This window comes from Polaribacter butkevichii (genome assembly GCF_038024105.1).
Classification (GTDB): domain Bacteria; phylum Bacteroidota; class Bacteroidia; order Flavobacteriales; family Flavobacteriaceae; genus Polaribacter; species Polaribacter butkevichii.
This window is the reverse complement of sequence record NZ_CP150661.1, coordinates 1,709,700-1,731,481: the sequence shown is the minus strand read 5'-3', so window position 1 is coordinate 1,731,481 and position 21,782 is coordinate 1,709,700. Positions and strand designations below refer to the sequence as shown.

The 21,782-nt window shown below is 30.5% G+C and carries 18 protein-coding genes and 1 other RNA gene; 9 read left to right on the top strand and 10 right to left on the bottom strand.

The annotated features are described in order from the left end of the window. Nucleotides 1–34 precede the first annotated feature (34 nt). Genes WG951_RS07320 through WG951_RS07310 form a run of 3 tightly spaced genes read left to right on the top strand, consistent with a single transcriptional unit; the run spans nucleotide 35 to nucleotide 4,207 of the window. Nucleotides 35–559 (top strand): hypothetical protein, encoded by a 525-nt coding sequence (locus tag WG951_RS07320; protein ID WP_245893555.1) that lies wholly within the window; start codon nucleotides 35–37, stop codon nucleotides 557–559. Then, nucleotides 549–1,241 carry a nucleotidyl transferase AbiEii/AbiGii toxin family protein gene (locus WG951_RS07315; RefSeq protein ID WP_105050410.1) on the top strand — a complete coding sequence of 231 codons (693 nt, stop codon included), beginning with the start codon at nucleotides 549–551 and terminating at the stop codon, nucleotides 1,239–1,241. Before WG951_RS07320 ends, WG951_RS07315 begins: the two co-directional genes overlap by 11 nt. Next, entirely contained in the window at nucleotides 1,241–4,207 is a 2,967-nt protein-coding gene (locus tag WG951_RS07310) for a type I restriction endonuclease subunit R (RefSeq protein ID WP_105050411.1), read from the top strand. The genes WG951_RS07315 and WG951_RS07310 overlap by 1 nt, the downstream gene beginning before the upstream one ends. Before the next feature lie 455 nt (nucleotides 4,208–4,662). Here WG951_RS07310 and ssrA read toward each other — a convergent pair. Then, nucleotides 4,663–5,056, bottom strand: a transfer-messenger RNA (tmRNA) gene (ssrA, locus tag WG951_RS07305). Nucleotides 5,057–5,275: 219 nt separating this feature from the next. Between ssrA and WG951_RS07300 the strand changes: the two genes are divergently transcribed. Further along, nucleotides 5,276–6,481: an NAD(P)-dependent oxidoreductase gene (locus WG951_RS07300; RefSeq protein WP_105050412.1), complete on the top strand. Its 1,206-nt coding sequence runs from the start codon at nucleotides 5,276–5,278 to the stop codon at nucleotides 6,479–6,481. Next, nucleotides 6,481–6,702, top strand: coding sequence for a DUF3820 family protein (locus WG951_RS07295; RefSeq protein ID WP_068451402.1), 222 nt, complete (start codon nucleotides 6,481–6,483; stop codon nucleotides 6,700–6,702). Before WG951_RS07300 ends, WG951_RS07295 begins: the two co-directional genes overlap by 1 nt. On the opposite strand, the gene WG951_RS07290 is transcribed toward WG951_RS07295, so the two are convergent. The 5 genes from WG951_RS07290 to WG951_RS07270 all read right to left on the bottom strand — a co-directional run bounded on the left by WG951_RS07290 (nucleotide 6,686) and on the right by WG951_RS07270 (nucleotide 10,405). After that, the gene (locus WG951_RS07290; protein ID WP_105050413.1) at nucleotides 6,686–7,063 is read right to left on the bottom strand and encodes a DUF2809 domain-containing protein; all 378 of its coding nucleotides are present in this window, start codon (nucleotides 7,061–7,063) and stop codon (nucleotides 6,686–6,688) included. The genes WG951_RS07295 and WG951_RS07290 overlap by 17 nt on opposite strands. 250 nt (nucleotides 7,064–7,313) lie before the next feature. Then, on the bottom strand, nucleotides 7,314–8,702 hold the full coding sequence (gene creD, locus WG951_RS07285) for a cell envelope integrity protein CreD (protein ID WP_105050414.1): 1,389 nt from the start codon (nucleotides 8,700–8,702) through the stop codon (nucleotides 7,314–7,316). Nucleotides 8,703–8,785: 83 nt separating this feature from the next. Next, nucleotides 8,786–9,082, bottom strand: a complete 297-nt coding sequence (locus WG951_RS07280; protein ID WP_082864288.1) for a winged helix-turn-helix domain-containing protein — start codon at nucleotides 9,080–9,082, stop codon at nucleotides 8,786–8,788. Between the two features lie 27 nt (nucleotides 9,083–9,109). Continuing rightward, nucleotides 9,110–9,718: a hypothetical protein gene (locus WG951_RS07275; RefSeq protein WP_105050415.1), complete on the bottom strand. Its 609-nt coding sequence runs from the start codon at nucleotides 9,716–9,718 to the stop codon at nucleotides 9,110–9,112. Nucleotides 9,719–9,856: 138 nt separating this feature from the next. Next, complete coding sequence (locus WG951_RS07270) at nucleotides 9,857–10,405, bottom strand: hypothetical protein (protein WP_105050416.1); 549 nt, start codon at nucleotides 10,403–10,405, stop codon at nucleotides 9,857–9,859. Between the two features lie 48 nt (nucleotides 10,406–10,453). Here WG951_RS07270 and WG951_RS07265 point away from each other — a divergent pair, with 48 nt between their 5' ends. After that, complete coding sequence (locus WG951_RS07265; protein WP_105050417.1) at nucleotides 10,454–10,822, top strand: DUF5655 domain-containing protein; 369 nt, start codon at nucleotides 10,454–10,456, stop codon at nucleotides 10,820–10,822. 200 nt (nucleotides 10,823–11,022) lie between these two features. On the opposite strand, the gene kdsA is transcribed toward WG951_RS07265, so the two are convergent. After that, nucleotides 11,023–11,841 carry a 3-deoxy-8-phosphooctulonate synthase gene (kdsA, locus tag WG951_RS07260; protein WP_105050418.1) on the bottom strand — a complete coding sequence of 273 codons (819 nt, stop codon included), beginning with the start codon at nucleotides 11,839–11,841 and terminating at the stop codon, nucleotides 11,023–11,025. A gap of 67 nt (nucleotides 11,842–11,908) precedes the next feature. On the opposite strand from kdsA, the gene WG951_RS07255 reads away from it, so the two are divergent. The 3 genes from WG951_RS07255 to WG951_RS07245 are packed head-to-tail and all read left to right on the top strand — an operon-like array spanning nucleotide 11,909 to nucleotide 13,789. Next, entirely contained in the window at nucleotides 11,909–12,898 is a 990-nt protein-coding gene (locus tag WG951_RS07255) for a M28 family peptidase (protein WP_105050419.1), read from the top strand. Between the two features lie 9 nt (nucleotides 12,899–12,907). Then, nucleotides 12,908–13,426 carry a DUF4136 domain-containing protein gene (locus WG951_RS07250; protein ID WP_105050420.1) on the top strand — a complete coding sequence of 173 codons (519 nt, stop codon included), beginning with the start codon at nucleotides 12,908–12,910 and terminating at the stop codon, nucleotides 13,424–13,426. A gap of 6 nt (nucleotides 13,427–13,432) precedes the next feature. Next, nucleotides 13,433–13,789: a TfoX/Sxy family protein gene (locus tag WG951_RS07245; protein ID WP_105050421.1), complete on the top strand. Its 357-nt coding sequence runs from the start codon at nucleotides 13,433–13,435 to the stop codon at nucleotides 13,787–13,789. A gap of 28 nt (nucleotides 13,790–13,817) precedes the next feature. Here WG951_RS07245 and WG951_RS07240 read toward each other — a convergent pair whose 3' ends face one another. From WG951_RS07240 to WG951_RS07230, 3 genes are all read right to left on the bottom strand, one after another. Continuing rightward, complete coding sequence (locus WG951_RS07240; protein WP_105050422.1) at nucleotides 13,818–14,300, bottom strand: hypothetical protein; 483 nt, start codon at nucleotides 14,298–14,300, stop codon at nucleotides 13,818–13,820. Between the two features lie 156 nt (nucleotides 14,301–14,456). Further along, entirely contained in the window at nucleotides 14,457–14,903 is a 447-nt protein-coding gene (locus tag WG951_RS07235; protein ID WP_105050423.1) for a hypothetical protein, read from the bottom strand. A 97-nt stretch (nucleotides 14,904–15,000) separates the two neighbouring features. Further along, nucleotides 15,001–21,657: an alpha-2-macroglobulin family protein gene (locus WG951_RS07230; RefSeq protein WP_105050424.1), complete on the bottom strand. Its 6,657-nt coding sequence runs from the start codon at nucleotides 21,655–21,657 to the stop codon at nucleotides 15,001–15,003. Nucleotides 21,658–21,782: the final 125 nt, after the last annotated feature.

The window sequence follows — 21,782 nt, the reverse complement described above, 5'->3', positions numbered from 1 at the left end:
ATAACTAATATTGCATATTCGAATATGGAATATTATGCAAAGTAAACAACAAATAATGAGTCCGCATGATATTGTTATTTTATTAAAAATAGCAAGTTATGGTAGTCAGCAATGGTTTCAAAAATCTATGGCAGAAGGTTTAGGTATCAGTCAGTCTGAAATAAGTAAATCTTTAAACCGCTCTAAATATGCAGGATTGATAGATCCAAAAGGAAAAAAAGTAATGAAACTAGCTTTGTTAGAATTTTTACAATTTGGTTTGCGTTACGTATTTCCACAAAAACCAGGGGCAGTAGTTCGAGGTATTCCAACATCACATTCCGCAGTACCTTTAAAAGACAAAATAGAAAGTACAGAACATTATGTTTGGCCCTATGCCAAAGGAACTGTTAGAGGGCAGAGTATAATTCCATTGTATCCATCTGTTCCCGAAGCCGCTTTAAAAGACGCAAAGCTATATGAGTTATTAGCTTTGGTAGATGCTTTACGAGTAGGAAGAGCTAGAGAAAAAGAATTAGCAATTATTGAAATTAAATCACGTTTGGGTTTTGGAAAATAGAATCATAAATATTGCTGTAGTAGCAGAAATTGCCGCTGCTTTAAAAACCATAGAAGAACAAATTGTTTTTGTTGGTGGAGCTGTAGTTAGTTTGTATACAGATGATCCTGCTGCAGATGAAATTCGGCCTACACAAGATGTAGATATGACCATAAATGTAATCAATTTAGGGCACTGGGTAGCACTTCAAGAAAGATTATCAACTTTAGGTTTTCATCCAGATCCACAAGGACATGCAATTTGTAGTTATAAGTACAAGGATATTCCTGTAGATATTATGTCTGCAGAAGATGGCCCGATGGGACCAGCAAACAGATGGTATAAAATAGGGTTTCAAGATTTATGGACCGTAAATGCACATGAGCAAGAAGTAAAAATATTATCAGCCCCTTGTTTTTTAGCGACCAAATTTGAAGCATATAGTAATAGAGGTTCAGATTATAGAACAAGTCATGATATAGAAGATATAGTATATGTTTTAGATAACAGAACAACTATTGTAAGAGAAATACAGGATACCGAAAAAGAAATTAAAGAATTTCTGATAGAACAACTATTGCTTATCATAGATATGGGTTTATTAGAAGAAGTTTTAATGGCACATGTTCACCCTTTAATGATTGAAGAACGTATACCAATTGTAATTGAGAAAATTGAAAAAATAATTGAAAAAGAAAATTAATGTCATTCAACGAACTAAACAGTGTAGAAAACTACATCATTAAACAACTTACAGGAGTTAATTTAAATACTAACGAAGCATCCGAAGACGCCACTCTTTATGGTGGTTTTTGGCAATACAAATCGCCACAAGAATTAAATCGATCTGTAAACGAAGTCTTGTTAGAAACAGAATTAAAACAATCTTTAATTCGTTTAAATCCAGAAATAACAAAAAATCAAGATTTAGCAGATGAAGTTATTTATAAACTCCGTGCTATATTATTGTCTGTACATCAAGTAGGTTTGGTTCGTGCCAATGAAGAATTTTTTAAATGGTTGCAAGGTGATAAAACAATGCCTTTTGGAGAAAATAACAGACACGTTCCTATTCGTTTAATTGATTTTGATGAATTAAATAATAATACTTTTATTGCTACCACTCAGTTTCGAATTCGTCATAGAGAAACAAAAATACCAGATGTAGTTTTATTTATTAATGGATTACCAGTAGTTATTGGTGAAGCAAAAACACCGATTCGAACCGCAATAAGTTGGTTAGATGGCGCACATGAGGTACATGATATTTATGAAAACTCAGTATCACAATTATTTGTACCCAACATATTATCTTTTGCTACTGAAGGAAAAGAACTCTATTATGGTGCCATAAGAACACCTTTAGAGTTTTGGGCTCCTTGGCGTTTAGAAAATGATGATGACGCTATTGCGAAACGATTAGGTTTAGGAGAAGTTGGTAAAGAATTATCCGATTTATTACATCCAAAACGCTTGTTAGATATTTTACAAAATTTCTCGTTGTTTACCACAAATAAAAAGAAACAACGTATTAAAGTAATTCCAAGATTTCAACAATACGAAGGGGCCAATAAAATAGTAGCACGTGTAAAAGAAGGTAAAATCAAAAAAGGATTGATTTGGCATTTTCAAGGATCAGGTAAATCTTTATTAATGGTTTTTGCTGCTCAAAAGCTTAGAAAAGAAAAAAATTTAAAAAGTCCAACCGTTATTGTATTAGTAGATAGAACGGATTTAGATACTCAAATAACAGGTACTTTTAATGCTGCCGATATTTCTAATGTAGAAACAACAGACAACATAAAACAACTTCAAAAACTATTAGAAAACGATACTAGAAAGATTATCATTTCTATGATATTTAAGTTTCGAGATGCGAAACCAAATATGAATACAAGAGATAATATTATTGTTTTGGTAGACGAAGCGCACAGAACCCAAGAAGGTGATTTAGGAAGACAAATGCGAGCAGCTTTACCAAATGCGTTTCTTTTTGGATTAACAGGAACACCTGTTAACAAGGCAGATAAAAACACGTTTTGGGCCTTTGGAGCAGAAGAAGATGAAGGAGGATATATGTCTCGTTATACATTTCATGATTCTATTAGAGATAACGCAACATTACCATTACATTTTGAACCTCGTTTAGTAGATGTACATGTAGATAAAGATACTATAGATAAAGCCTTTGAAGAGTTTAAAGAAAATACTGCCTTAACAGATGAAGAAGCTGATGCATTAAATAAGAAATCCGCTAAAATGTCGGCTTTCTTAAAATCTCCAGAACGAGTTGCCAAAATAGTAGAAGATATAGCAACACACTTTAAAGAAAAAGTAGCTCCTCATGGTTTTAAAGCGATGATTGTTACTCCAGACAGATATGCTTGTGTGCAATACAAAGAAGAGTTGGACAGGTACTTTCCAGAAGAAGCGAGTCGTGTTGTGTTTTCAACATCAGCGAATGACAACATAGAATTTAAACAAAAATGGGGAGTTGATAAAAGTCAGCAAGAAAAAATTGTAGACGAGTTTAACGATGCACAATCAGATTTACAATTTATCATCGTTACAGCGAAACTTTTAACAGGTTTTGATGCGCCTATTTTACAAACAATGTATCTAGACAAATCGATTAAAGATCATACTTTATTGCAAGCTATTTGTAGAACCAATAGATTGTTTCCTAACAAGTCATTTGGTAGAATTGTAGATTATTTCGGTGTATTTGATGATGCTGCAAAAGCATTGCAATTTGATGAAGAAAGTATTAAAACAGTTATTTCTAATCTTTCTGAATTAAGAGAGAAGCTTCCAAACGCAATGAAAGAAGCGTTATCTCATTTTGAAGGAGTTGATAGAACTATAGAAGGATTTGAAGGCTTAGAAGTCGCACAAAACGCTATTGGGAATAATGATAAAAAGGACGCTTTTGCTAAAGACTACAAGTTTTTATCTAAAATATGGGAATCTTTATCTCCAGACACAATCTTAAATTTATATCAAGAAGATTATAAATGGTTATCTCAAGTATTCGAATCGGTAAGGCCAGCTGCAGATAATATTGGTAAGTTATTATGGTTTTCTTTGGGAGCAGAAACTACCAAATTAATTCACGAAAATATTCACGTAGGTGAAGTACATCATCTAGATGAATTTATTTTAGATGCAGATGTTATTGAAGATATTTTTAATAACCCAGATCCTGCTGGTGCTAAAAAATTAGAAAAACTTTTAATAAAACGTTTTAAGAAACATGCGGGTGATCCTAAATTCAAATCTTTAAGTGAACGCTTAGAAGCTTTAAGAGATAAAGCTGAACAAGGATTAATTACTTCAATTGAATTTATTAAGGAACTATGTAAACTAGCTAAAGAAACGGTAGAAGCCGAAAAAGAGTTAGAAGCTCTATTGGTCGAAAAAACACCAAAAGCAGCACTTACTGACTTATTTATAGAATTAAAAAATGAAGAAACACCTGCAGTAGTTGAACGTATCGTTACCGATATTGATGCTATTGTAAGAATTGTTCGTTTTCCTGGTTGGCAAAAAACAAGTTCTGGTGAACGTGAAGTACAAAAATCTTTACGTAAAGCTTTATTAAAATACAAGTTACATAAGGATCAAATTTTATTTGAGAGAGCCTATGGGTATATTAAGGAGTATTATTAATAAAGACTTCTTTTCGGGTATTCTTTAACCTTATATAATTACATTAAGATTACAAAGGTAATTGAGGCATAATCATAAAACCTTTGTAATCTTAACTATTTCTAATTAAAAATCTTACCTACTTCAACTTCGCAAAACCCTCACTAAGTTGTTGCATATCCTTATCTCAAATCTTTGCTTGTTTCACTTCGTTAAGCTGGTTTAACTAATAATGTCGTTAGAATTTGTAATATAACATGAAGGGATAAGATTAATTTTATAAATTAATGGCTTTAACGATGAATAGTTAATCTTTAAATGAATTTATACTTGATGAAATTGTATTGACTTTTAAGAATAAAAGATAATTAGTAGTCTTAATTTTTACAAAAGAGCTAGAATCTAAAATTTAAAAACAGCACCCAAAACAACACCTTAAAAATAAAACCCTGAAAACCAAATGGTTACAGGGTTAAAAGTGGAGACGCCGAGAATCGAACTCGGGTCCAAACGAGCAGCCAAAAAGCTTTCTACATACTTAGTTCTTTCTTAATTTTCGACTAAAGGTTGATTAAGAACAATCTGCCTTTAGCTTATCTTCTTTAGTTTCAAAAATTTGCCGAAGCTTCAAATTTTCTATATTTACTTTTACGATGCCCAAAAGTGAATCGCCGTAAATCAAGGCTATTCGTGGACATAAAGCTTGCACACCTAGTGTGCCGAGGCCAATCCTACTGTGATTCGGATTAAGCAGCTAAAGCGTAGTTATCTTCGCCGTTTAAAAAGTTGAAATTAGGTTTTACGAGTGTTATTTCATAACTCGGTATGCTTACAAATTCACTGTCCTCGCTGTCAAAACCAGTCGTCCCCGTTTTAATAGTTTGGGCGTTACCACACAAAAAAGTGTGGTCAGGCTTTCCGTTATATCTTTTTAATGAAAAATTAAAAAGGATGTCACTTCAATCCTTAACGCGGTCTGCAAAAGTATAAAAAATACAGTTGCTTATCACCATAAATTCTAATATCTTCGAGCAAATATTATACCAATCCTACAGAACTTGTTTCAAGGTCTCTAAAAACACTAAAATTATGAAGTTTGGCATTATCAAAGAACGCAAAAACCCACCAGATAGAAGAGTTGTTTTTTCACCAGAAAAGCTACAAGAATTCAAGAAAAACTATCCGGAAGCGGTTATTAAAGTAGAATCTTCAGACATTAGAGTCTTTTCTAACGAGGCTTATAAAGCTGCAGGATTAGAGGTAACTGAAAATGTGTCAGACTGCGATGTTTTATTTGGTGTCAAAGAAGTGCCAATTGAGGCTTTAATCAATAATAAAAAATATTTTTTCTTTAGTCATACAATAAAAAAACAACCTTATAATAGAAAATTGTTATTAGCTATTCTAGAAAAAAATATAGAATTATACGATCATGAAACGATTGTAGGTGAAAACGGAATGCGTTTAATCGGTTTTGGGCGTTATGCAGGTATAGTAGGTGCTTACAATGGTTTTAGAGCAATTGGTTTAACAAACGAAACCTTTAATTTACCAAAAGCAGAAACTTTAGAGAGTCAACAAGAACTAATTTCTGAATTAAAGAAAATAAAATTACCAAACATCAAAATTCTTTTAACAGGTAACGGAAAAGTAGCTTACGGAGCAAAAGAAATGTTAGATGCAATGTCTATTAAAGAAGTTTCTGTAGATGAATATTTAAAAAACTCGTTTAACGAGCCTGTTTATTGTTTGGCAGATGTGCTAGATTATAACAAGCGTATAGACGGACAAATACTAGATAATTTTGATTTTTATGATCATCCAGAAAAGTATGAATCTGATTTTATGCGTTTTGCTAAAGTAACAGATTTTTTCATCGCTGGTCATTTTTACGGCAACGGAGCACCTTATTTGTTTACAAGAGAAGATGCAAAAGCCAAAGACTTTCATATAAAATTTGTGGCAGATATTTCTTGTGATGTAGATGGGCCGGTAGCATCTACCATAAAAGCATCAACGATTGCAGACCCTATTTATGGTTACAATGCACAAACAGAATCTGAAGTTGATTATAAAGACAAAGATGCTATTGTTGTCATGGCAGTAGACAATTTACCGTGCGAATTGCCAAAAGATGCCAGTGAAGGTTTTGGAGAAATGTTTTTACAAAACGTAATTCCTGCTTTTTTTAATAATGACAAAGAGGGCGTTTTACAACGAGCAAAAATGACGGAAAACGGAAAATTGACCCCACGTTTTTCTTATTTACAAGATTATATTGAAGGAAAAGAATAATGACTGAAGACAGACAATTTTTGATAGATTTAGCAAACATGAAAATGCCATTTGGTAAATACAAAGGCAAATACCTTATAGATTTACCAGAACATTACATTGTTTGGTATAAAAACAAAGGTTTCCCTAACGGAAAATTAGGGAAACAAATGGAGTTAGTCTATGAGCTTCAATTAAATGGATTAGAAGATATTATAAGAAAAATTAGACGTCAGTTTTAGTTTTTATTAGATGTTTTTCTACTAAAATTATACTGATAATTCCTAAAGTATACGCAACCAAATCTCCAAGACTAAAAGAGGTGCCTAGTATTATTTTTAATGTTTTAGAATATGCTGTAGGAAAGTTGGTTTGTAAATCTGATAATTGAAGAAATTCAATACTAAAAGCGATTATAAAGGTGATTAAAATAGCTTTCTCTATCGATATTTTAACGATACTTTTTATCAAAGTATAGACCAACATAACGACTAAATAATCACCAATTGTAAATCTTAGAAAACCAGTAGCAAATCTTTCAATCAGTATTTCTATTATCAACAGTAAAATAAAAGCGATAAAATATTTTAAGTGTATTTTCATGGTTTGTAGTTAAAAAATATTAGCATTATAGCACATATAATTAGGATGGTTGTTAGAATTGTAAATACCGTTTTCTTCTCACTATTTTTTATATTAAAAATTGATATTATCAATTTAGAAATTAAGTAGGCTATATAAGATATTGATGTTAAGAATATGAGTGCTAACAGTGTAAATAAGATCATTTTATTTTTTGTTAAAAAGCAAAACCTCGAGTATGTTAGAGGCTTTGCTTAATTAAAACGGACTACTAACTATTTTCCCAATCTATTTTTCTTGAAGCAAACATAACCGCTGCCAGAATTACAAATAAACCAATACTGCCTACTAATAATGCATAATTTTCTAACTGAATAATGACAAAAATAAAGGTGTATAATGCCGTTAATGAAATTCCAATAAAAATTGGAAACTTGATGTTTTTTAAAATTGATTTAGAGTATAAAGTGATTAAAGAAACCACGGAAGCTCCTGCAATTAAATAAGCTTTTAGGTAACTACTATGTTCAGATATTGAAATTAATAAGGTGTAAAACATGGTTAATGCAATACCAATCATTAAATATTGAAACGGATGGATGTTTATTTTACTCATAGATTGTATCAAAAAGAAAATTAAGAACGTAAGTCCAATTACTAAAAACCCATATTTGGCAGAGCGCTCACTTTTTTGATATTCATCTACAGGAATTAAAAAATTAACTCCAAAAGCATAATTTTTTAAATTAGGAATTCCGTTAAAATATTGCTGAGAAAAAGGTCGGTTGATATCTAAAATTTTCCATTTTGCATTAAAACCTTCTTCTGTAATTTTATCTGAATTATGTGGTAAGTATTCTCCAATAAAATTCGCTGTTTTCCAATCAGAATTGATGCTAACATCGGTTTCTTGTCCTATGGGTATAAAACGAATTTGTTTGCTTCCTTTCATTTTTATGGTCATAGAAAATGAAGTTTCTTTTCCGTTTGGGACATCTAATAGTCGTAAATTATTACTTTCTAATTCGTTTAAATCTACATAATTGGTGTTGTACGTTTTATGAGCATCTATGTTTTTAAAGTTCTTAGAAGTTAGTTGGTATTTGTTTTTATTAAAGTTGATTTCAAACAAACTAGCAGCTCCTTTTAAATTTGAAGACTGTACAATGACTCTTGTTTTATCCCAAAGAATATCTTCGTCGTTAATTTCTATTTCAGAAAAATTGGGTTTAGAGAAGTTTCCATTTAGTTCAATACTGCTTTTGTAAACGGCAGTTTTATAGATTCCTCTGGTTTTTTCTTCTGGGTTTATGGTTGAATTTATTGCCAATTTTTTAGGAAAAAAGTATGCATATTTTATGCTGGTAATGGTTTCTTTTTGCACCTCTTTGGTTGTAGGGTTTGTTATGGTCTTTTCTGAATATCTTTTATAAGGTACTTTTAAAATTGGCCCATAAATGAGTACTTCTTCTCCCCACTTTTGATTGATTTCACTAACAACTTCTTGTTGTCGTATCATTCTTTCGTAAATTAAACTTTTAATATAGGAGAGCGGAATCATTAAAACCACAATTAAAACTCCTACCATTAACATTCTTGCAGTAATGGATGTTTTTGCCCATTTACCAAATTTTCCTTGTTCTTGCTTGTTCGTTTCCATAGTTATTGATTTTTTTTATTTGATTGTGTTTAATTGTTTTTTAAAAGAACTTTGAAATTCAAAGTAAGTATGTAAAAAAAAGTTTATTTATTTTTAATTAATTTTTCGAGTGCTTCAATGTGTTTTTTAAACTCCATTTTACCTAATTCTGTTGCTAAATATTTTGTGTTTGGTTTTCTGCCAATAAACTGTTTTTCTACTTTTATAAAATCTACTTTTTCTAAAGCCTTTGTATGACTGGCTAAGTTGCCATCGGTTGCGCCTAATAATTCTTTTAAGGTATTAAAATCTGCATATTCATTTACCATCAAAACAGACATAATACCAAGTCGTATTCGATGATCAAATGCTTTGTTTATATTTAGAATTATATTTTTCAACTGAGGTCTATTTATTATTAAAAGAGGTTATTTTCTATCGTATTTAAAATACATAACAGCACCATATAAAATGTGCATTACTCCAAAACCAAGCACCCAGAACCAAAAACCATAACCAGGAAAAATAGCAGATAACAAGCCTAAAACAATCTGAGTAAGTCCTAAATATTTTACATCGCCTAAAGTATATTTAGAGGCATTAAACAATGCCAAACCATAAAATAATAACATAAGGCCACCTGTTTGTCCGTAACGTTGTTGGTTTAAAATGATGATGATATAAATAGCACCAGCTACTAATGGAATCATAAAGTTTAATAATAATCTTCTCGTTAAAGGATCCCAAATTTTTTCATTATTCTTTTTTGCTTTTCTAGTGGTTAAAAAAATAGCAGTTGCTACACTAAGTGCTCCAACTAAAAGTAAATCTATTAGTGCCAAACGAAAAACTTCGCCGTCTAAAGTAAGAATTCCACCTCCTTTTTGTGCTACTAACCAATATGCATACCCAGCGCCAATTAAAGCGTAAATTCCTGCTAAAATACCAGACAGACCACTCAATGAAATAAATTTTGATGATTTACTCATTAAGTTTTTAATTTCTGATATGTCTCTTAAATAATCTTCTTGACTCATTTTTTAAAGAACTTTGAATTACAAAGTAAATATAAAATTTTGAATTGTACAAAAAAAAGTTTAAAAAAGTGATTTTGATCTTTTATTGAAGTTTTTTGAATAAATCTGCTAGCTAATAAAACCAATTTAAAAAAGAAATTATTCTTTAACAACAACTCCGTAAGTAGCTTGTGCAATCCCTAAAATAGAAAGAGAAGAAGCCCAATAAGAAGGGATTAAGAAACACATAACTGCCAAAAGAACACTTACTCCTGATAAAATTAATAGGTTTTTTCGTTCTTTATTTTTGAATACAAATAATAAAAGTCCGTATAAAGTTAAAAAAGTAGGAGCGAGGTAGTTGATAAAACCTAGATTAAATAATAGAAGTAAAGCAGCAAAGATTATAATAATTAATAGAAAATATTTTTTGGTTGCCGCTTTTGTTTTAGCATTAAAAAGTGGAGTTTCTATTTTTTTTGCATGTCTTTTTCCTGTAATAAATAACGTTGCAGTAGCAATTATAAAAACAAAAAAAGTAATGGCAAAAATTAATATTTCTGGAGATAAATTACTGACAGAACTTTTATCTGCTAAAAAATTGTTTAAGATAATTTCGATGAGGTAACCTGCGGTAAAAATTGCGATACCAATTATAATACTTACAACTCCTTTTAGAGAGAAATTAATTTTAAAATTATCGGTCATATAACTTTTATTTAGCTGTATTTTTTTAACTTCCGCGAATATACAAAAATGAAACCAGCAGAAGCATATATCTTAGATCAACCAGAGCCCTTCAAATCCATTTTAATGCATTTGCAACTATTAATTGAAACTAGTTTTTCTGAGGTTGGTTTACAGTTTAAATGGAAAATGCCTTTTTATTATTTAAACGAAAAACCACTTTGTTATTTAAATCCGTCTAAAAAGAAAGGATATGTAGATGTTGGGTTTTATACCAATAGCGAATTGCAAAAATTTAATGAATTTGTAATTTCTGATAAAAGAAAAGTAGTAAAATCGCTTCGTTATACAAAGGTAAATGATATTGATGCAAAGGTGCTAATTTCTGTTTTAGAAGAAGCATATCAACAAACTACAAAAGGGTTTTTTGGAAAGTGATTTTTATATATTTTTTTAGTTTTATAAGATAAAAATAATCCTACAAGGTCTAAAGAAAGACCTTGTAGGATTATGTAACTATTTTTTATTGAGACTGAGTAAATGCGTTAAGGATTGAACGGCTTGTTTGAGCTCTTTTTTCTTTTTTAGAAAAAAAGCGAGTAGTGAAAGCCTGTTAAAACGCCCTAAAAATGTCTCTTTTATAAACTATTAATTGTTTTTCTAATAGCAACTAAGTTGGTTAATAAACTTTCTAAATTGTCTAAATGTAACATGTTTGCTCCGTCAGATTTTGCATTTGCAGGATCGAAATGAGTTTCTATAAATAAACCATCTACGTTGTTTACAATTCCGGCTCTTGCAATGGTTTCAATCATATCTGGTCTACCACCTGTAACTCCGGCAACTTGATTTGGCTGTTGTAAAGAATGGGTAACATCTAAAATTGTTGGTGCAAATTTTCGCATTTCTGGGATTCCCCTAAAATCTACAATCATGTCTTGGTAGCCAAACATGGTTCCTCTATCTGTAATCCACGCTTTTTCTGAACCCGCATCTTTTACTTTTTGTACGGCGTGTTTCATGGCACCCGGACTCATAAATTGTCCTTTTTTTAAGTTGACAACCTTACCTGTTTTTGCTGCTGCAACCACTAAGTCTGTTTGGCGTACTAAAAATGCAGGAATCTGTAAAACATCTACATATTCTGCGGCTTTTATGGCATCTGAAACTTCGTGAATGTCTGTAACTGTGGGTACATTAAAAGTTTCTGATACTTTACGTAAAATTTTTAAGGCTTTTTCGTCTCCAATTCCTGTAAAACTATCAATTCTACTTCTGTTTGCTTTTTTAAAACTTCCTTTAAAAATATACGGAATTTCTAATTTATCTGTAATTGTAATTACTTTTTCGGCAATTCTCATTGCCATATCTTCACTTTCTATGGCACAAGGACCTGCAAGTAAAAAAAAGTTGTTAGACTTTGTGTGTTTTATGTTTGGTATAAGAGATAAATCCATTTTATAAATTTTCAACAAAAATACGAAATAAAATTAGCTATATTTATCCTTTTAAAAATCAATTCGTATGAAGAAAATCAACCTAGTTTATATCCTTTTAGTAGCAACAATCTTTTCTTGTAAAGAGAGTTCTAATGTTGTTAAATCAGAAAAAAAGATAGCAACGATAGATTCTGTTACTGTTAAAAAACACCTTTATACACTAGCTTCTGATGACATGGAAGGAAGAAAAACAGGAACTCCAGGAATTGAAAAAGCAGCTAAATACATAGAAAATGAGTTTAAAAGAATAGGGTTAACTACGTATGATACTTTAGAAAATTACAGACAGACTTTTACATTTACAGATAGAAGTTCTAATAAAGAACTTACAACAAGTAATATTATTGGTGTGTTAGAAGGAAAGTCTAAGAAAAATGAAATTGTAGTTGTTTCTGCACATTATGATCATTTAGGAATTAAGAAAAAAGAAGGACAATTAGATAGTATTTATAATGGCGCAAATGATGATGCTTCTGGAGTAACTGGTGTTTTAGCTTTGGCAGAATACTTTAAAACGAAAGGAACTAATGAAAGAACGATTCTCTTTGTAGCTTTTACGGGAGAAGAATTGGGCTTAATTGGTTCTACTCATTTTGGAAAAGGAATTGATGCTACTAAATTTGTTGCTGGTATTAACTTAGAGATGATTGGTAAAACACCTAGTTTTGGACCAAATACAGCTTGGTTAACAGGTTTTGAAAGATCTGATTTTGGTAAAATAATTCAGAAAAACTTAGTGGGGTCAGGGTATCAATTGTTTCCAGATCCGTATAAAAAGTTTAATTTATTTTTTAGATCAGACAATGCTTCTTTGGCAAGATTAGGGGTGCCTTCGCATACTTTTTCTACCACACCAATAGATGTTGATAAAGATTATCATCAGGCTTCTGATGAAGTAGAAACGTTAAATATCACCGTAATTACACAAACCATACAAGCGGTTGCAAAAGGAACAGAGAGTATTATTAATGGTAAGGATACACCAACGAGAGTTGTACTTAAAGAGGGTAAATAATAGTTGTTGATGAAAAATAGTAAATACTTGTTTTTGTTTTTATTGATGGCATGTTCATCATCTAAAGTAGTTACAGATTATGATGATAACACCAATTTTGCGCCATATAAAACCTATGCTTTTTTTGATGATATTGGAGTAGGTTTAAATCAATTTGATATAAACAGAGCTGCTGATGCTATCTTATTAGAAATGGAAACACTAGGATTTAAAGAAGTTGAAAATCCTGATTTTTATATCAATTTTAAAGCAAAGTTATCAGCACCTAAAATAACCAATACTATTGCCATTGGTTTAGGTAGTGGAGGTAGAAACGGTGGTTTAAATGTGGCAGGAGGAATTCCGATTGGTGGAAAAAAAGTGGACGAAGCACTTACTTTAGAGTTTGTAGATGCTAAAACCAATGAGTTATTTTGGCAAGGTGTTTTAATATCAACCATTAAAGAAAAAAGAAAACCCGCAGAAAGAGAGCTGTATTTTAAAAAAGTTATTCATAAAATATTAGAAGCTTATCCTTTAAAAAAATAACGAATAATGGCATTTAGTGAGTATTTGGCTGATAGAGTTTCTCAATTTTTGAATGAAAAAAGTGTTTCTTTTATCACAAAAAAAATGATGGGTGGTTTATTATTTATGGTAGACAATAAAATGTATGTTGCAGTAATTAAAGAAGAAATTATGGCACGTATTCATCCTGATATTTATGATGAATCTCTAGAAAAAGAAGGTTGTAATAAAATGAATTTTACAGGAAAACCTATGAAAGGATTCGTTTTTTTATCTGACGAAGCCATAGATTTAGAGGCCAATTTAAACTATTGGTTGCAGTTGGCTTTAGATTTTAATCCGTTTGCAAAAGCGAGTAAAAAAAGAAAATCCTCTAAAAATTAATTTAGAGGATTTAGTATATATTGATTTTTTAGAATTGGTATCTAATACTTAGTGCAATATCATTATCAAAATCATTATAAGTATTTCCAAAACCAAATTCTGGTCTTAAATCTAAAGCAAGTAATATTGGTGCATCTGTAAAATTATATTCAATTCCAATATCTCCGGCTGCAAAAGCAAATGTTTCAGAAAAATCATCCTTGTTGTCTTTTCCGCTATAGTTTCCTAAACCACCACCAACACCTGCGTACCAGTTAAAACCACCTTCTATATTCCAAACCCATTGGTAAATACCTGTGGCTTTAAAACCATCGTAGTTTTTGTTGTTTCTTAAACCTAAATCAATTTCTAATCTGTTATTATCTCCTAAAGCTTTTTGGTAAGATACTTCTGCTCCAAATCCATCATTATCTCCTAAACGCAAACCTATGGCGTTTTCAGAAATACTTTGTGCGTTAACCGTAAATGCTCCAGCAATTAAAAGACCAATAATTAAAAATGTTTTCTTCATAATTTTATATGTTTTTGATTATAGTTCAAATTTATGCTTATGATTCGGTCTTAATGAGCTTTATCCAATGAAATGTTAGTGCAAACGAATAATTTATTGCATAAAAAACCCTTCTAATTGTTAAGTTAGAAGGGCTTATAAAAAGGTTAAATAAGTTTAAAATTGATATCTTACAGACAAACCAATATTAGACGCTAATCCATTTAAACTACCTGTAAAACCAAGTTCTGGCCTATAGTCTAAAGAAATTAAAATAGGAGAAGTAAAATTATATTCAATTCCAACTACACCAGCACCATAAATTCCTAATCCATCAGCAGAAACAAGACCACCACCAGCACCAGCGTACCAGTTAAGGCGTTCTTCTAAATTCCATATCCATTGGTATAAACCGGTTGCTTTAAAATCGTTAAATTCATTAGCTAAACCTAAATCGACTTCTAAACGATTGTTTTGTCCTAATGCTTTTTGGTAAGATATTTCTCCTCCAGTACCATTTCCACCACCAATACGCACACCAATTGCATGGTCTGAAATATCTTGAGCATTCATAGATAAACTAGCTGTTAATGCAAACCCAAATACTAATAATATTTTCTTCATAATCTTTTTGTTTTTTATTATTAAATAGTTTGCGAAAATACAACTATTCAAATTTTGTTACAAGCTATAAAATGCAATGTTTTGTTAATGCAAATAGTTATTTGTTTAAAATATGAATTCTTACACCTTTAGAATGACTAGTAAATTCAGGAGCATACATGCTTTGTATAGTTGTAATTCCGTTACTAAATTCTCCAGCATTATTTACACGAACATCATATTCAAAAACATAGATTCCTTTTGGTAATCTGTCAAAAAAGAAATTTGTTGCAGCGTCTTTGGTGCTCTCATAATAGCCTAAATTATCTTGCCATTTGTATTGAGAGTTTACATTGATTGGTTCTACACCAGAGGCTCTCATGTCTTTCATGTGGATAAATTCCATATCTCTATCGCTTCTTAATTCGATACGAACCGTAATTAAATCGCCAACGTTTAGTTTGGTGTCTTTTGTAATTTCTTTCAACTCTTTTCCAGTGTCAGAATTTACTTTTAAGAATAGTTTCTTATTTAATTTTAACGGAGTTTCTGCTGCAGTAATTTTATCTAAATCTTCAAAATATTGCCAATACAAACCACCCCAAGCAATTCCGTTTCCTTTTTTGGTGATGGTAACATCTGCCATTTCTTTTTTGATGTCACTAGTACTCCAAGAGGTTTTAAAATAACCTGTTCCTGCTTCCACTTTTACATCGTCCAACTTTGTTGGATTAATTTCTTTGTCACCAACTTTTATATAGACCATTTCTGTAATAGAAACCCAATCGTTACCATTTAATAATAAAGCATATACCGCTTCTGTTGTTGCCTTTGTAGTTTTCCATCTATTGGTTTGCTTGTTTTTAAGCAACCAAATTTTTAGATTGTCTATATCATTGAGGTTTCTCTTCGCACTTTCAGGATCATTTGAAATGACACTAACTTCAGAGAATACTTCAATCATTAAAGCTTGCGTTTCTACCGGAGCCTGATAATAGTAGTAACCAGATGTATTTTCTTTCCAATACATCCCTAATTCATCCGATGTAATTGAGTTTTCTTTTAATGATTTTAGAATTTTATTTGCGGTTGTTTTGTCATCATTTCTAAACAACGATAAAGCAATTTGTCCTTTTGCATATAAATTATAATCATTCCAATATGTTTTTGCTTGGTTTCTATAATAATCAACTGCTTTTTGTAAATTATCATCCAAAGAAATTGAAGCATAAAAACTACGCATATACAAATACTGAATGGTAAAATAGCCTAAATTATTTTTTGATAAATAATCTTTATACGCTTGTTCACCTTTCTTTTTAGTTTTTGCTTTGTCTTTAATTTCTTTTGCTCTTTCCAATAGTTTTTCGTATTGTTCTAACAATTCTCCATCTAAATAGTGCACAGATTTCTCAATCATATTTTTTGTTGATGCATCAAAATCAGTAACTCCTAATTTTGATAAATGACCAAAACCTGTTGCAATATGTTGGGTGATAAAATTGCTTTCATAGCGTCCGCCTTTAAACCAAGAAAAACCACCAGAATTCATCTGCATATCTTTTAGTTTGTTGATGGCTTTTTCTTGCTCATTTTTCATCTTATTTAAGTCGAATAATAAAGCAATTCTTTTCTTTTGCTCGGTTTCTGATTGTGCATCTCGCAACCAAGGAGTTTCTTGAATAATCAACGATTTTAATTCTTGATTCTTTTCTAAATTAGACAACAAAGCATCAGATGTTTTCCAAGCGTTAAACACTTCTTGAACTCTAGGGTTTGAATTAGCAACAAAACTAGCCAATGTATTTGCGTAATATCTAGAGAAGGTTTGTTCTGCACATTCATACGGATATTCCATTAAATACGGCAAAGCTTGAATGGCGTACCAAACCGGGTTAGACGTCATTTCTAACGTTAACTTGTGGTTTTTTAAAGTTGATGACGTATTGTTTTTTAACTTATCTAACGTAAACGTTTTGGTTTGGTTAGAACCAATCCACATTGGTAAAGTTTCTGTAACCAACATTCTGTTGGATAAAACAGGTAAAACATTTTGTTCGCCATCAGAAAAATCACCTGCTTTTGCTACAATTTTATATTGAACCGCTTGTACGGTTTCCGGAATTGATAAATTCCAAGAAACGCTTGTATTTCCATCTTTATCAACAGTAAAGTTTTTGTTAGAATTTAAGTTCTCTAATTCAGTGTCAATTTCTTTTCCTGTAATGGCATCCGTTAAAATTAGTTTTGCAAAACCACTTAATTGATTATTTGTCAGATTTGTAATTTTAGCACTCAAGGTAATTTTATCACCCTCACGTAAAAAACGAGGTGCATTTGGCACAACCATTAACTCTTTTTGAGTAACTGTTTGTAATGTTTTTGTAGCCGATTTTAGCCCAGTTGTATGTGCTAATAATTGCAGTTTCCAACGTGTTAATGCTTCTGGCATTGTAAAAGAAAAACGAACTTGACCGTTTTTGTCGGTTCTTAATTGTGGAAAAAAGAAAGCCGTTTCATTAAAGTTTTTACGGGCTTTTACTTGTAATAATTGCTTGTCTATTCCTTTTTTTGTTGTGATAATTATTACTCCATTGGCACCTCTTGCTCCATAAACAGAAGTGGCAGCTGCGTCTTTTAAAACAGATATTTCTGCAATCTGATCTGGACTTAAACTCATCTCATCTACTATAACACCATCAACAATGTATAACGGTTTATTAGTACCTGTTATAGAACTCATTCCTCTAATTAGGGTATTTTCTGAATCATCAGAAATACTTACTCCAGCAACGCTACCTTCTAAAACGTTACTGATATCTGCTTCTTCATTTTCAGGGTTTAAATGACTAACCGCTCCGGTTATATGCCTTTTCATTTGGGTTCCATAACCAACCACAACAACTTCATCTAAATTAGAAGAATCTTCTTCTAATTTTACATTAATATTTGTTTGATTGCTAATTGTTTGTTCTTTAGAAGTAAAGCCTAAATAACTAAAAATTAAAACATCTCCTTTTTTTATTTTGATGGAATAATTTCCATCAAAATCTGTTTCTGTACCAAAAGAAGTTCCTTTTATTATAACAGAAACTCCAGGTAAAGGTTCGCCATTTTCATCAGCAATAAAACCAGTTATTGTTCCATCAAAATCGATTCTAGTACTTTCTATTTTTCTTTTGATGTTTCTTAAATATTGTTGATTTTGCCATCTGTTTCCATTTAAACTAAAGCCAAACCAATTGTAAGAATCGTAAGAATTAGTGGCAAAATTATAATATCTTTTTTGGTTATTTCTGATGCTAAAATTAACAGTACCAAAACTATGATTGGCGTTACTATTTGTATAAGAATAATATTTTGGTTTTGGGGTAATAGGATTAAAATTCCAATTATGAGGTTTAAACTCATCTAAAGAAGCATCGTACATAGATGCTAAAATTTCTGCTGTAACCGTATTTTTTTTATCATCCTTAATGGTAAAACTCCAAGCTTCATCTTGTCCTGGTTGTAATTTATCTCTAAAAATATTGGTTTCAATATCTATCGATTCTTGCTTTTCAGGAACGTTTATCAATAAACTACCACTTTTAAAATAATTGTAATTTACAAAGTGATATTTTACAGCAAAACCACCAACATCTTCTTTGTTAACAGGAATTTTAATGGTTTTTATAGTGTTACTCAATTTTATTAAATGAGTAGCTATTGTTTTATAATTCTTTTCAATTTGAATAATTACGGTAATGTTTTCTGAAGCAGAACCTATTTTAAGGCTAACGTCATCACCTATATTGTAAAAAGTTTTATCTGTATTTATCTCAAATAATTTATTGTCTGCAACTTGTTTTTCTTTTGATGAAAAAAGAGCAAATCTTTGTTCGTCTTTTACTTCTTGTCCGAATTTGTCTTTACTTTCTAAGACGGCAATATATTGTCCAGAAACCCAATTTTTAATGTTTTTAAGTTCAAATTCTTTTGCTTTATCTGTGTCGAAATTAAGGGTATGAACGAGTGCTCCTTTTTCCCAATTTCTTTCATCAGTTTCATTTTCTAAATACGGATCATTAGGAAACAAGGTTCTAAATGTGTTTTCTGAAATATCTTGATAATCTGGTGCAGTCCAAGGTCTTTGTCTTAAAGCATTTTTAGGTGCTTGTAATTTATAAATTTTAATACTTCCTTTTGCAGGAATAAACTCGTCATTTAAATTTTTTGTATCAACCTTTAAAGAATTTTTTGTTGAATTTTTATCAATATTATCATCCAAAGAAATCGATGCAATTAAACTGTGATAACCAACTTTTACAACGCTTGTAGCACTGTGAGTCTCACCATTTATATCGGTAACATCGGCAGTTATTTCATAACTAAAAACAGGTAGGTTTTCTTTAGAAACACTTTCGTCTGGAATTGCTTTAAAGATAATTTCAAATTCTCCTTTATTATTGGTAACACTTTCTCCATGAGTAATTTCTTGAGAACTAGAAGTAGGGTTTGGTCTTCGCCAATAATACCAACTTGGGTATTGCACTTTTCTATGTACGCGATAAACTACAGTTGCATCTGTAATATTTGCACCAGAAAATGCTTTTGCAAATCCATTTATAGTAATAGAATCGTTAATTTTATAACTTTCGGTTACCGATTTAAAATCAGTCTCAAATTTTGGTCTTTTGTATTCTTCTACAGAAATTGTAGTTGAATTGTTGTAGTCATATTTATAATACTCATTACTATCTTTCTCTAAACTTTCATTAACTTTAATGGTATAATTGCCTGTTAAACCATTATTAGGTAAAATAAAATCGCCAGCAACAGAACCAAATTCATTCAGTTTTAAATCTAACGATTTTACTTCTTGATTATTAACATCGTACAAAACAACTTCTACATATTCATTTTTTAAAATATCAGATGTATTGCCTTGTTTTTTTATAACAATTGCTTTAAAAAATACCGTTTGTCCGGGTCTGTAAATACTTCTATCCGTAAAAATAAAAGGTTTAATTATTGCGTGTTGATTGCCGTTATCTCTATAGTTTTTTCTGTCATCATCAGAAATATAATAATCACCAAAAGAAGCTTTATCATTTTTTGTTTTTACTGTAATTTTCACATTATTGTAAAATTCACTACTTTTAAAAGAGGCAAACCCATTTTTATCTGTTATTAGGTTTTTGTTGATAAAAGCACCTCTATTTCTCTTTTCATTTTTTATATGAATCTTGGCATTTTTAATAGGTTTCCCCGTTTCTCTATCTACTATTTGATAGTTATGAGTATCGTTAAAATTATTTTCTACTAAACTTAAATTTGTTGCTTGTAAAGCTGCAGAGCCAAAAACTTCATCTTCTTTTAAAACTTCATTTTCAGAAGTAATAATAATGTAAGTTCCGTTTTTAAACTTCGGTACAATTACCTCTGTTTGATGCTGTAAAAAATCTTTTTCATTTCTTAGTTTGGCATTCCAATTAATTACTTTTTCTAAAGAGTTTATCAATTTTATTTTTTCTTCTAATTGATATACTTTATTAAATTGAAGTAATTGAGCGTCTGTAATTTTATAAGCAGTAAAAAATAGTTTATTAATATTTTTATAGTTCACTAATAACCTTGAGTTTGTCTCTATAGAGATGTATTTCTCTGCAGTAATAGAAAGTGACTTCTGTAAAATTTGATTTTTAAGCACTGTACAGTTTTTAGCGCCTAAACTGTTAGGGAATTGTTTAATTACGGTATTGCAAATATCGATAGCCTCTTTATTTTTAAATCTATCTTTTTCATTTTTAGTAGTAGTGTAAGCGTTGGCTTGATCTCTATATATTTTTGCAGTTTCAAAAGCATATAAACCACTAACTTCTTTTTTATTAAAAATATTTTTAGATGATTTTAAAGTTGATAAAAAAATAGGCTCTTTATTCTGAAAAGTAGCATGCTCATTTACAAAGTTTAAACGATGAATATCCGCATCAACCAAAGCATCTAAATTATTTTCTTTAGCATGAAATTGAATTAATTTCTGATAAATTTTTAGAGCATTAAATTGTAATGAGAAGGTATCTTTAGATGTTAGTTTTAATTTTGAAAATGTTTTGTAATCACTTAAAAAACTGGAGTCATCTAAAATAAATTTATATGCAGGCGATGCAATTGATGTTTCGTTAGATTTATAAAATTCTAATGCATTGTTTGCAAGAAAATCATAGACTGTTGGTCTGTATTTTTTAGAGTCTTTTTCAATTTGTAAGATATCTACATATTTATAAATAGCTGTTGTTTGTAATGCTTCTGCATTTTCTAAAGAAGCTTCAAAATGACAGTTAATTTCCTTAAACAATGTATTTAAATCCCAAGTTCTAAAATCATTAACATTTACTTTGTCCTCAGTTTTTGTTCTGTTGTAAAATTTATACCTGTTTTGTGTAAAATATTGCCAATACAGATTTGCTAAGATGTTTTCTAACACATTTTTTGTTGGAAATTTACTGGTAGTAATATGTTTTTTAAAACTTTCTATCACTTTTAATTGTGCGTCTTCTTCTAAGGTTAAAGAAAATTTACTTTTATAAAATAGCGTTTTTATTAATTGAGCAGAATTGTTTTCTGTGGTTGCCTTGGTATAGATTTTATCTACAGTTTCTAAGGCAGATTTAGGTAAATTGTCTATCTCTAACTTTTCTACTTGTAACCAAAGGTTCTCAAAGGTAGTTTGTGCGTTAGAAATGGAAGAGAATGCTATAATCATTAATAATGTTGATGTAATTTTTTTCATAATCATAAGATTTAATGCTGTCAAAGCACGTGTAAATCGGTCTATAAAACAATTTAAAATTAGTTAACGGGTTGTTTCACTGCGTAAAACCATTTTTTAATTGAGTTTCGTTATAAAGATACTTT